Source organism: Paenibacillus sp. FSL R5-0341, assembly GCF_037975235.1.
Lineage (GTDB): Bacteria > Bacillota > Bacilli > Paenibacillales > Paenibacillaceae > Paenibacillus > Paenibacillus amylolyticus_A.
The window spans coordinates 3,659,161-3,672,198 of the sequence record NZ_CP150241.1; the positions used below are offsets into that span (position 1 = coordinate 3,659,161).

Annotated in this window: 11 protein-coding genes; 2 read left to right on the plus strand and 9 right to left on the minus strand. The window is 44.5% G+C overall.

Translation table 11 applies throughout. The annotated features are described in order from the left end of the window. Positions 1–16: 16 nt before the first annotated feature. The 4 genes from MKX75_RS16290 to MKX75_RS16305 form a co-directional block, all read right to left on the minus strand. A complete protein-coding gene (locus tag MKX75_RS16290; RefSeq protein WP_339166015.1) occupies positions 17–1,810 on the minus strand; it encodes a serine hydrolase domain-containing protein in 1,794 nt (597 codons plus the stop codon). Between the two features lie 23 nt (positions 1,811–1,833). Continuing rightward, positions 1,834–2,637 carry a class I SAM-dependent methyltransferase gene (locus MKX75_RS16295; protein ID WP_076331601.1) on the minus strand — a complete coding sequence of 268 codons (804 nt, stop codon included), beginning with the start codon at positions 2,635–2,637 and terminating at the stop codon, positions 1,834–1,836. 178 nt (positions 2,638–2,815) lie between these two features. Further along, a complete protein-coding gene (locus MKX75_RS16300; protein WP_076331600.1) occupies positions 2,816–3,025 on the minus strand; it encodes a hypothetical protein in 210 nt (69 codons plus the stop codon). 141 nt (positions 3,026–3,166) lie between these two features. Beyond that, complete coding sequence (locus MKX75_RS16305) at positions 3,167–4,444, minus strand: YCF48-related protein (RefSeq protein WP_339166016.1); 1,278 nt, start codon at positions 4,442–4,444, stop codon at positions 3,167–3,169. 335 nt (positions 4,445–4,779) lie between these two features. On the opposite strand from MKX75_RS16305, the gene MKX75_RS16310 reads away from it, so the two are divergent. Further along, positions 4,780–5,709, plus strand: coding sequence for an L-lactate dehydrogenase (locus tag MKX75_RS16310; RefSeq protein WP_036613729.1), 930 nt, complete (start codon positions 4,780–4,782; stop codon positions 5,707–5,709). A 290-nt stretch (positions 5,710–5,999) separates the two neighbouring features. On the opposite strand, the gene MKX75_RS16315 is transcribed toward MKX75_RS16310, so the two are convergent. The 5 genes from MKX75_RS16315 to MKX75_RS16335 all read right to left on the minus strand — a co-directional run bounded on the left by MKX75_RS16315 (position 6,000) and on the right by MKX75_RS16335 (position 12,314). Then, a complete protein-coding gene (locus MKX75_RS16315) occupies positions 6,000–6,920 on the minus strand; it encodes a tyrosine-type recombinase/integrase (protein ID WP_339166018.1) in 921 nt (306 codons plus the stop codon). A gap of 57 nt (positions 6,921–6,977) precedes the next feature. Further along, positions 6,978–8,057, minus strand: coding sequence for a hypothetical protein (locus MKX75_RS16320; RefSeq protein WP_339166019.1), 1,080 nt, complete (start codon positions 8,055–8,057; stop codon positions 6,978–6,980). A gap of 260 nt (positions 8,058–8,317) precedes the next feature. Then, positions 8,318–9,754, minus strand: coding sequence for an amino acid permease (locus MKX75_RS16325; RefSeq protein WP_062834839.1), 1,437 nt, complete (start codon positions 9,752–9,754; stop codon positions 8,318–8,320). Positions 9,755–10,274: 520 nt separating this feature from the next. Further along, positions 10,275–11,651, minus strand: coding sequence for an amidohydrolase family protein (locus MKX75_RS16330; RefSeq protein WP_062834840.1), 1,377 nt, complete (start codon positions 11,649–11,651; stop codon positions 10,275–10,277). A gap of 111 nt (positions 11,652–11,762) precedes the next feature. Next, positions 11,763–12,314 (minus strand): CGNR zinc finger domain-containing protein, encoded by a 552-nt coding sequence (locus MKX75_RS16335; RefSeq protein WP_339166020.1) that lies wholly within the window; start codon positions 12,312–12,314, stop codon positions 11,763–11,765. 143 nt (positions 12,315–12,457) lie between these two features. Here MKX75_RS16335 and MKX75_RS16340 point away from each other — a divergent pair, with 143 nt between their 5' ends. Beyond that, positions 12,458–12,958 (plus strand): DinB family protein, encoded by a 501-nt coding sequence (locus tag MKX75_RS16340; protein WP_339166021.1) that lies wholly within the window; start codon positions 12,458–12,460, stop codon positions 12,956–12,958. Positions 12,959–13,038: the final 80 nt, after the last annotated feature.

Consider the following 13,038-nt stretch of genomic DNA (forward strand, 5'->3'; position numbering starts at 1 on the left):
CATCCTTTCTACCGCTCTAAAAGTACAAATCCCACCCCACAACAAAAGCAGCAAAGAGGAAAGCAGATATGCCAGACAAGATGTATACCGCCTTTTGCTTGTTACTGTAACTTCTCTTCAGCAGTTTGTAGAACATCAAAACAAGGTACGCCACAGCTAAAATCACATAAACCAGGTTCAAAATGAGATGTATGCGTAACGAAGAATAGGTGGAGAAGCCTAAGGCGCGCATGAACAATAGGATCGTATTCAAAATTAATGCCAGACTGGCAATATTAATGGCAATATGATACTTATCAAATCCTGTACCTGGTCTTTCCCAGTTTTTTAATTTGTATTTGGATAACCGAATAAAATAACCAATTGTAGCTCTCAAACCGAGTAGAATGGCTACTGCAAGAGCAATAAAAGATGCTTTGATCCAATTTATCGTTAACTTGGATACGGGCAAAAAGTCATTATAAGACATAGAGACCTTCTCAACAGTGCCATTTCGCTCAACAACATTTGCAAAATTACTAAGGTCAAATGTTGTATACTTCTGCAGACTTAACATTGAATATGCCTTAGTAAAACCGGAAACGACCCTTCGCGCAGGCAGATAATATCCTCCACTCTCAGATTCAACTGAGTTCGTGCTGAAACTACTTCCAAACACCTTCTGGACAAGACCAATGTTATAAGCCATTTCATTTGACTGGTTCGTCATGACCACGAACCCAAAATTAGACTTCGGGTCAAAAACAAATCTACTTGAAAATCCCGCCGTACTTCCAGCGTGTTCCAATGCAGGCACCCAGTACTCTACTTCAAAGAAGCCATGCGCAATTCGAGGAGTAGAAGTTCCATCGTAATATAGACTTGTTGACAGCATCTCGTCTAACGTGTCCTTGTTCGTGAATAATAAATTGCTACGATCCATAGGCATCAAGGCTGCAAGGAATTTAGCTGCATCCTCTGCTGTGCCAATGGCACCCGCCGCAGGGTACAAGCTTATGTATGCTCTGTTCTTAGGGATGAGTTTCAAATTTGTAGTGTACCCCTGAATCTCATTTCTTCTTTTCAAGACATTTAGATTATCATACTGTGACGGGTGAATCGAAGTGTCTTTCATGTTCAGCGGTTTAAATATATGTTCACTGACATATTTGTAAAAGGGTTGTCCGCTTTGCAATTCAACGATGTAAGCAGCCATAGCCGTACCATAGTTTGAATAAGCAACGACACTCCCAGGTTTATCGATCTGCCTCGGCTCAAATTTTTGTAAAGCCTCACCTAATTCCACAATATCACTCTCGGATGAATACCATAAATCGATCAATCTATCCTCCCACCCTGCGTTATGATGCATAAGGTTCATTAGGGTAATGGGAGCATCGTACTCAAGCTTCTTTAGGAATCCTTCCGGCAAATATTCCTGAATATCGGTATGCAAATCAAGCTTCCCCTGCTCGACAAGTTGCATAACACTCGTCCAGACCAATAGTTTAGAGGTTGAACCCCATTCAAACACAGTAGAGGTGTCTGCCTTTCTCTGTTGCTCAAGATCTGCGTATCCATAGGCCTTATTCACAATCGTCTCACCGTTATTGATAGCTACAACCGAAACGGCAGCGGTGTTCTTCTGATTCGTAGCCACATATGAATCTATCGTTTCCTCTAGCGAAGACAAGGCAATTCTGGAGGGCGTAGTCTCCACATTTTCTACCTCAGCGTACACAGGTACTGAACATGTCACAATGATTAATGCGAGTACCAGAATACCAACGATTATTTTATTAAGAGCATGATATCTTCGATTAATTTGCATTGGCTACTCCCCTTATCTTTCTTCTATAGTTTTCGTGCTTTTATCACAAAGGTTACAGGGAGCATCTTTGCTTTATTGGCAAAATCATCATTTTGCAGTTGCATCAAGTCATCATCAGATTCCTCAATGAATTGCTCAATGACAAATCCTGCTTTTGCCAACGCATTCACATAGGTTGATAGTTTACGATCCGATAAGGCGAGCTTACTTTCGCCAAGAGTTACCGAGTACCAAGATTCATCAAAGTAACATTTTTCAAAAACAAGTCTATCCTCTTCTGCAGCAACACATTTGTGGATAGGATGAGACCAACTAAAGATGAATACGCCATCTTTTTTAAGATAGGAAGCAATCTGCAGAAAAGTCTCTTCAAGATCCGTTGTCCAGCCGATCGCATAAATCGAATAAACGATGTCAAAATAATCCTTGGGTATCCCACATTCTTCTTCCATAGGTGAACAGAGTAAGGTCGCTGAAAGACCACACGACGTCAAAAGCTGTTGTGTCTTTTCAATTTGATTTTCTGATAGATCCGTCCCCCATAGTACACTCGCTTGACGTTCACCCAAATACCGTAAGGATTGACCGCTTCCACAGCCTATTTCCAGTATCTTTTTTTCCGAGATTTCTCCAAAAAGCTGGTGCTTTTCTTCGGAGACAAATGCTCCATAGAGCGGAAGTGCTGTCGCTCCTAAAATATCATTTCCTTTCGTATTCCAAAACAAGCCATTGGTTTCATGAATACTTCCTTTATCCATGTCGACCGAGATGGCATCAACCTGCCTACCGCCGATCATGTTTGTTCTAACTGTAGAACTCTTCTCCATGTCATCGTCCTCCAAACTAAGAGTCAATTGAATTAATTCCACATTTTGAGTAATTTACCCTAATTATTTCTATAATAACCCATACTGCAATAATTGCGTAGTAGATTTAAAAGCGCATACATTTCTCTCCAAATCAAAAAGAACCCTCCGGCAGGAGCGTTCTCCGTGAATGATTAGCCTAAGCGTACATCATGTCCATATACCCGCGAGTTACATCTCCACCTTCGGCTGGTTCGGGCTGGTCTGTCTGTGCGTGTTCTGCCATGCAAGCCTTCACCGCTTCCTCTGTCGTACAACGATTGGCATCGTCACATGTGTAGCATAATTGAAGCATATATCTGGTTAATTCGTCCGCCTGCGTGAATTGAGTTTGACCGTTGGTTCTCATCTTCATCACTCCTTCTCTTGTTGAGTTAAATATATCACCTTCCAGTGATTTTATTTGTGATTTATTTCACAAACTAAACAAAAAAAGAAAAGGAACCCTCAGGCTCCTCTACTTTCACTATCAATTTACATCACATTGTACTTATAGTACTTTCCAATGTACACCGCCATCTACCGTTTGCAATAACAACGATCTTTTGGCATCCGTATTTTCAACCAATATCCAGCCAAGCTTGGAGGTAACCATCTGAATTTTCACAATCTCCGGATAGTCTTCGAGAATTTTCTCAAGCACACTGCTTGCAGGAAGAGCATTCCACGTTTTACCCGCATCCTTGGTGTGGAAGGTTATGCCCTTTTGCATGGCCCAACCTTCCGATGCATTCAAAAATACAGGTGAAAGATTGCGATTCGCACCCGTTTGTTTGTTTAAAGTAAAATTGGACAGCTTCCAGCTCTTTCCGCCATCGGCGGTAAAGAATCCATTGAATGTCGTGCTCTCCCCTTGGGAACATGACATGGACATCCAGGCTGACTTCGCCTCACGTCCAAAAAATTGTGGTGAACTGATACTAAAATTACCACATCCATTGAACTTGTTTCGATCAAAAAAAGAAGGTCCTTTATCCCAGTTCACTCCACCGTCTGAGGTCACATACAGCTTCGGTGTACCAAACTCAATCGCGGTCAGGAAACCATGCTTCGGATCTGAGAAGGTCAGCCCGGTTGTATATCCGCGGTTGGATATCTCTTGTGCTTCCTTATTGCCATCTTCATCACTGGATGACATCCGATCCCAAGTGATCCCACCATCCTTGGTAAAGTAAAGTTTTTTGTCCTGTTTACCAATAGCGGTATCTACCGTGGTAAGAATCCAACCTTTTTCCGGAGATACAAAGGAGATCGCGGTCACTTTATCCGTCTTGGACAGCGATGACAGGCTCCAACTTACTCCTCCATTGTTCGTACGAAGTACCATGGTGTCTGTTCCACCCATGCCTTCACGAACAATCCAACCATGCGTACGATCTACAAAATAAATGCTTTGTCCATATTTAGGGTTAGCCGGAAATTGTACATTTTCCGAAGGTGAAATATTGGTCCAGGTCTTCCCCTGGTCCTGTGTGTAGTACAGTCGCAGTGCATTCCGCGTCACACCCCATGCCAATCCTCCGTTGTCATTGAGCAACTGAAAATCGGTCAAACGGGTCTGTATTTGATACTTGGCCATATCCGCAGATTCTGTACTGTTGACAGGGGGAACGACGGTTAATGTCTGCCCTGTATTCCCGGCATCCTCCTGCTGTTGCGGAGGTTCTGCTTCCGGAGGTTGATCTGAGTCGGTGCATGCAGCCAGTAAAGCTACTATACCTATAGACAGCAATGCTGTCTGCGCGATTTTAATCCATTGCGAACGCAAGTGGGTTCCACCTCTCTCATCCAATATACAGGCGCGCATGCCTGTCCTATGGCGTTTTATTTACGATTCATCAGAATCCACTGCTCCTATTCTACCACAAACCTTGTGTAAAAGGCTCATTGCCGACTCTTGGCCGGCCCGCTCTCTTTTCCCACCTGATGCTTTGGGCTATATGTCGCATATTTATTACCATTAATCTCATCCTAAACTGTTTTTCGACGGAATAATTGGTAAAAAGACATGAAATGTGAACTATTTTATAGACAACACTCGCTTTATATTCTGTAATCCCTTAATATGGATGGGAGTATAACCCAAAAGGAGAGGATATGAACATGACAAACAGCGCAGCTCTGAAACCAAGTCGTGTCGTTATTGTAGGCATGGGTGCGGTGGGAACAACAACGGGATACACGCTAATGCTGAGACAGCGTTCGTCCGAGTTGGTATTTGTGGATGTGAATCATGATAAGGCAACCGGCGAAATGCTGGATATGAACCACGGTCTTCCGTTTACGGGTGGCGTGAAAGTATGGGCTGGCGATTACTCCGACTGTAAGGATGCGGATATTATTATTATTACAGCGGGTGCCTCCCAGAAACCGGGCGAAACTCGGATTGATCTGCTGAAGAAAAATGCAAGCATTTTCAAAGATATTATTGAGCGTATTACAGAAGTGAATTCTCATGGTATTTTGCTGATTGCAACCAATCCTGTAGATATTTTGTCCTATACTTCATGGAAACAAAGTGGATGGCCTGCTTCCCGTGTTATCGGTTCAGGTACATTGCTCGATAGCGCACGTTTCCGTTACCTGATTGGTAAAAACAAAGGGATCGACCCGCGTAGTATTCACGCCCACATTATTGGTGAGCATGGCGATTCCGAAGTACCGGTATGGAGCCTTGCTAACGTTGCAGGAACTGATCTGGAATTGGATGAAGAAACACAACAGGATATCTTTGACCGTACCAAAAATGCGGCGTATGAGATTATTAATGCCAAAGGAGCGACTTCCTATGCAATCGCCCTTGCTCTGGACCGCATTGTAGCTGCAATTCTCGGCAACGAAGGCTCTGTTCTGAACGTGTCCACGTACCTTGAAGACTACAATGGTGTATCGGATGTTTATCTTGGCGTTCCTTGTGTCGTAGATCGCAACGGTGTGCGCGAAATTCTGCCTCTTCCGTTGAATGAAACCGAAAAAGTAGCGTTCCAGGCTTCTGCTAACAAATTAAAAGAACAGATCGCCGGCTTGGAATAATCCATTTACGCAATTATTCATGACGTGAAAGATTCAGCACGTTAAATGTTATGAATCAAGATATCTGTCCTAGCCCAAAGGACCATTTGTTTCTTCTAGAGAGGAGAAGCGCATGGTTCTTTGGTTTGGTTTGATTTGATTTGAATTATAAGAATGACTATTCAAGATATTAGATACTAAATTTCAGTTTACATAATATTAATTATGTTTAAATTCCCATCATCCTAATGAAATACAAAAAGTCTGTCACTTGGACAGACTCCTCATGGGATTAAATATCGGATTATTTTCTAATATGTCGGAAGTTTAACGTCAAGTAACGCCATAGCCTCTTCTTTTTCCCTACTGGTGACATGTGTATAGACGGTGGTTGTTTGAATCGATGCGTGACCGAGCAGCTCCTGCACCGTACGCAAGTCGGCTCCCCGCCGTAACATCATGGTCGCGAAGGAGTGACGCAGTTTATGACTGGAGTAGTTTTGACGTTGATTCGCCGGTGATTCCTGCTGGAAGCGCTCAAAGGTTTCCGTGGATATGAGCTGAATGCTGCGAATCGACAGTCTCTTCCCTTTTTGCGAGACAAATAGTGCTTCCTCTTTCGGTCGCCAAGGATCCAGACGCTCAGCCATAGCTTGAGATAACACGTCCGCCACGGTCTCCGGTACAGGAAGCGAGCGCCATTTCCGTCCTTTACCGAATACATCCAAAGTAAGCCGCTCAGCGTTATAGTCTTTGCAGTCCAGAGCATGCACTTCTCCAACCCGTAATCCCATATATCCCATCAGCAGAAAAACAGCCAGATTACGTGTACGATACTTGCCTTCCACCGACTCCAGAAAACGTGTCAACCCACCTTCATCAAGGAAAACGGGTGCACGATTTTTTTCGGTTTTGGATTTCTTGATCCCAAACGCCGGATTATTCGTTAACAACTCGAGTTCAATGAGGGACTTGTAAAAACAGTTCACCGCCGCATGTTTGCGATTTCTCGTGGCATCACTAACCCCACGCTCCCGAGCGCGGGACAGAAAGGACAGCACATGCAGCTTTTTGACCTGCTCCAGTGACTTTCCTTGAATGGAGACCAGGAATTCCACCACGTCACCCGTGTATGATTTTACCGTATGGCCTGTATATCCGGCGTCCTTCATCCATATGTGAAAAGCTTCTAGCTCGTCCGCATATTGCTCCTGGATCTCCTCAGTCATCATCTGTTTACGTCACCTCGATTCGATTCTATTTATTAAAGTCTAAGCTAAGCAGCGAACTTACGCTTCATCCACAATGACAACGTCAATCAGCGGAATAATTGCTTCGGGTTTGCCCTGACTACGGGTAAGTACAAACGATGGCAATGGATTCTCGTGCAGTCCATTCACAGATTCACAGATTTGAGTATATAAATCCATATGCAACGTCTCGCCTTCACCTGCCACATCAATGACAGGCCAATCGTTCTGAACGAAAGCGGGCCAGTATGCCAGTTCATTCGCGGGCACGATACTCAGTTGCTGAATGGATCGATCGATATAGTAGATCCCTTGCCGTTCAGGTTCATCGCCCAGCTTGTCCACGGCAAGTATTCGAGCAGACTGCTCATCTGGTGCAGAATAGAGTGAATAACACCACGGAGTCACGCCCCAGGCGATCGCCATCAGCCCCTCTTCCAGCAACGTATCCGACAGTTCCCCTTCCGCAAATTGTTCGATCAGATTATGGTTACCTGGTCCCATCAGTTCCTCTACACGCTTAGCTAGCCGAGGCAGGTCAGCGAGAATGAATCCCCCTCTGCCATAGGAGTCAAATACATGATGGTTTCTGCTCCACACAGCTTGAGATGGCAAAGCCAACGACGCTGATTCTGCCGGGAAAAGCGATATATATACGGTAATCACCTGCGCGTACTTAACCATTGCAAGTTGTTCAGGTTCGAGTGTGCCTTCGGCAATACGAGGTGTTTTCATATGCAGGGAGATTCGAAGTTCGTATTCCCCCTCTGTAAATGTTGCCCAACCAAAATTAACAGGCTGTTCAACACCTTCAACAGATGTAATGGAGATCGTGCTATCCGGTTTCAGGTTAACAGCATATTGTACATAAGCGAGCTCCTGACCATAGATGATATTGGCATCTTGACGATCGACCGGTGAATCCAACTGTTGTGCAATGACAGATACTTTACGTCCATCCTTCAGAAGGCGCTGCGGATCAATATCCAACTGTAAAGCTTGTGAATTCCCCGAATCTGAGACAAGCAACTGAGCCTCCGCAAGTACGGCTGAATCAGCCAGTGCAAATCCAAAAGCTGCATTTTGATGATCTGAATTCGTATGTAATGGTGTGTTCATGATACATCCCCTCTCTTATGTCTGATGGCATGTCACATCCCCAAATATATTTCATATTTGACTTAGCCGCAACCCCGGCTCCTTGATTATGTTAGTCACGCCCCTTATTACTTACCCATATATGAAGAAAATTCCAACCTTCCCCTGCTGTTATCGTCCTTTATCTTTCTATATAAAAAAAATCCCCATCCCGCTTCGCCTAAGCGATACGACATGAGGAAAAATGAAGATGTTCTCGGTTAAAGACGTTCTCGACTAATCTATTTATCCTTCGCTCTGAAAGCACTGGAGATCCGACGTGCCGGATTAAGATGACTGTAATGCCGTCCATACGCAAAGTAGATAATCAATCCGATGATCAACCAGGCAAAGAACGTAATCCATGTCAGCGCCGCAAGGCGTGTCATCAAGTATACACAACCCAATGCACTCAGAATCGGAATCAGTGGCACAAGTGGAACGCGGAAGCCACGTTTGAGATCCGGGTTATTTTTACGCAACACGATAATGCCCAGACTTACGACTGCAAAAGCAAACAACGTTCCGATGTTCGTAAGCTCCGCCAAATGTCCCAGCGAGATGAACCCGGAGAACAAAGCCACGATAATGCCCGCAACCCATGTCCCTACCGCTGGTGTCTGACTCTTGCCACTAACCTTGGAGAAGACCGGCGACAGCAGTCCGTCACGAGACATGGAATAGAGCAGACGTGTCTGACCATACATCATGACCAGCAATACGGTCGTAATACCGGTAATCGCTCCAAGAGATACAATCCATGACAATCCCTTTAATTGAACAAATTCAAATGCAAACGCAACGGGATCACTTACATTCAACATGTTATACGGCACGATCCCTGTCAGGATCAACGATACAACGATGTAGAGAACGGTACAGATCGCGAGTGAAGCAATAATTCCGATCGGTAAATCCCGTTGTGGTCTCTTAACCTCTTCTGCCGCAGTGGAGACCGCATCAAATCCGATGTAGGCAAAAAATACGGTAGCTGCTCCCGCAGTTACACCTGAGATACCAAAAGGCAAAAATGGCTGCCAGTTGGTTGGCTCTACATAGAAAACACCTACACCAATGAAGATCAACACCACGATAATTTTAATAGCTACCATGATGCCGTTCGCACGAGCGGCTTCCTTCACTCCTCGGGTAAGCAGGAAAGTGATAATTAACGTAATGACCGCAGCTGTGATGTCAAAATAGGTTCCCTTTTCCGGACTGAACGCACTCGTTAGCGCATGGGGTAACTCCAACCCAAATCCGGACAATAACGTTTGAAAATAGCCCGACCATCCGCTGGCTACCGCCGCACTCGCGAATCCATATTCCAATATTAGATCCCATCCCAGAATCCAGGCAATCACTTCGCCAAAAGCTGTATAGCTATACGTGTACGCACTACCCGATGCCGGTATGCTTGATGCAAATTCCGAGTAACATAATGCGGCGAAGGCACATATGATACCTGCCAGCAAAAATGACAGTACAAGTCCCGGGCCAGCATACGTTGCGGCAGCTACACCGGTCAGTACGAAAATGCCTGTACCAATAATGGCACCTACCCCGAGTGTGGTTAAGTCCAACGGACCGAGCGCCCGTTTCAGTGCACTGTTGTTATCGCCCCCGGAGCCAATTGGTTTTTTACGAAATAAAGAAGATCGTTGTTCGTTCTCACGCATAGTCATGTTCCTCTCGTCATGAATCTTGAATGTGCTATGGATGTAGCAGAGATTGGATGGCTTCCCATCTGTTCTATGAAAAAGTCATTTGTTCTATCTTATCGATCACCTATAAAAACCTATCGAATTCTACACGTTATCGCGTTGCTTGGTTAAATTTATTTTTGGAGATCACTTATTTTGTTCTTTTTCCGCGAAAATTATCATGATCTGTTGCACGTGGTTGAATATGAAAATGGATTTAAAACAAAACTGCGTATAATTTATATTATGCGCAGTTTTTGTGAGTCTTATTTTCGAAGACAATTATATTAAATACGTTGTTATATGAAGTTAAGAAAAAGAGAGCTCTTTTCGTCTTTTTCCGCTGTCCCATCCTACCTTATCCTGTCTAATTCGACGATATGCAAGCATGTTAAAGAGCCACATAGCATTATGCGGCCCTTTATCTTTTACTATAGGTAGAGGTGTATATGAGAATAGGAACTAAACTTATTTCAAATTTATATAAAAAAATGATTCACGAGAAAGCGATTCTCTCCGCGTCCGACATCCGGTATTGCGATAACAAATAATCTTTGCTTTGCATCGCCGCATGACGAATCGAATCCAGATCAACATTCAACAGCTTACCATCTCGCTTCACGAGTCTACCTGCCACAAAGACTGTATCCACGTTGGATGGATTGGCAAATTGCACAACAGCGCCGATTGGATCATGAACGGGGAACATATTCAGATCGGTGGTACGAATCATGATCAGATCTGCTTCCTTCCCTGGGGTTAACGTACCCACCTTCTGCTCCAATCCCAATGCTTGGGCACCAGCTGAAGTTGCAAATCTCAGCACTTGGCTGGACTGCAAGTTCAACTCACCAGGCATCTCACCCTGCTGCAGAAGTTGTTCATTGGCTCTGGATCGTTCAGCCTGAAGTGCAAACTTCATCTGCGAGAACATATCTCCGCCTGTGGACGTCACTACATCTACACCAAGTGTAGGGGTTCCCCCATGTTCAAGAAAATAGCCGGTGGCCGGATATCCATGCCCCATCATCATTTCAACCTCAGGTGTGACCGACAAGGAAGCACCGCTATCTGCCAGCATTTTGTATTCATCCATGCCCATGGTGTTACCGTGAACAATATTCACTCGTGGACTTAACAACCCCGCTTCATACAAGTGACTAATCGAGCGATCTACAGATCCCCAACTGCCAAATCCGGCATGCATGGAACAGATGGCATCCAGCTCTTGAGCTAGCTCGATCTCCTTCACGGTTGTATCCCAGTGACTGAACTCTGGACCACGAATAGCAAGCCCGTAGGTGAGCAATTGATCTCGCGATGAAAAATATCGTTCTTTGACTCTTCGCACATCATTCGAATAAGTGAGTTGACTATCGCGATTCCAGTAGTTCGTCTCACCAGGTACTCCGTGAGCAAATACCGCCCGAATCCCTGCATCCTGAAGTCCACGAATCAGCTCATCCGTGTGCTCGGAAGAATACGGCATGCTCCAATCCAACACTGTCGTCACTCCTGCATTAAGCGCTTCCAAGGAACCGAGCAGGTTAGCAATATAACTATCTTGTGGACGGAGCTTGCTTCCCATCGCACCATAATAGAGATTTTGCAAATAAACGGGCAAGGACCAGTTGGTTCCCGCTGTTTTGACAAGTGATTCCCACACATGCCGATGTGTGTCCACCAGCCCAGGCATAATAATCATGGATGAAGCATCAATGACCTCCGCATCCGGAATATCCAGGTCGGGCTGAACCGCCGTGATCAAGGAATCCTGGATCAGAACGTCCGCCCTCTTATACTGTCCAACTCGAGCATCCATCGACAACACACAGCCATTTTTCAACAGATAACTTGTCCGCACAAGACACATCTCCCATCTGATTTGGTTTGAAAGACGATCATATCCTGCATACAAATCTGTACTGCTTCTGACTATTTTTTCGCTAGTATATATACATTATATAGTTATTGTTAATATTTTTCAATTTTGTATTTTACGTTTAGCCCGAAATCTTCTGACCTTCATCAGATTTCCACACATCTTATCATCACAGTACTTCTGTGTTCTGCTTCGGGTATCATCATAGAACATCCAGCGACAATCCGAATTATCACAAATCCGAATCCTGCCCCCTTCTCCCTCCACCAAAGTTATAGCAAAATCAGCAGCTACTTCAGCCATCACCTGATGCCAATGAGCTTCTACGGCTACCAGTTGGAGCTTCAGTTCCTGATCAATTGTAGTCAATGTTCTTCTCACATGCCCTGCTTCCATAACGCCATTCAACCAATTACGTTCCTTATCTGTTATGGATACTCCGGAAGATAAACGGGCTCCAAGGGACAGCAATTCATCCCGGAAGTTTCTCATCGACAACTCATCTTCTGGGGATGCAGGAACAGAAGCTTGCAGCTGCCAACGATCCAGAAAATCTTGCTGCCAGCCCGCTTTCCCAAGTCTGTCCTCCGATCGATCTCCCCCACGCCAGTCATGATAATCGCTGTTTACAAAATCGGTCCATAACCTGTCCATATATACCCCCGTTTATCGTAACCATCTAAGTAAATAAAGAAGGTTACAACTCATCTTTGATGTGTTATATTAAGTGTAACCTTATTAATCAGTTTTAGCTAGTTACATCACAAATCACAATTATACGCAAGGAGGAAAAGGCAATGACAAAAACAACAGCACTAGATGTGTTACTTATTCAAAAGGATGATACCTGGGATCAATGCAACTGGATTGTACCTTTGTCGAAATCCTTGGAGGGTCTTACAGCAGAACAAGCAGCCTGGATTCCACCCTCAGGGGGATTAAGCATCTGGCAGTTGGTTAACCATATGTATTATTACAACCATCGCTTATTATGTCGCATGCAAGGTAAGGAGCCTACCCTTCCTGCTGTAGACTCCAATGAATACACATTTGGGAATTCCGGAGATGCAACGGACGCAGCTGGATGGAATACACTGCTACAGGGTACAACTCGATTAGCCCAGCAGTTGCGAGATCAATTGGCTGCACTACAAGAGTCAGATCTTGAAGCCGCATATATGGACTCCGAAGAGAAATGGGCACACCAATTAGCTCGCTGGGTACTCCATGATGCGTATCACGCAGGTCAGATCGTGCTTCTTCGCAGACAGCAAGGAAGCTGGAATATCATTTATTAAAAATAATGCTTGAACTGCTAGCGCTTACAGGAATAAGATGAACTTATTAATGTTACAGCTTGTTCAACACACTATATAAT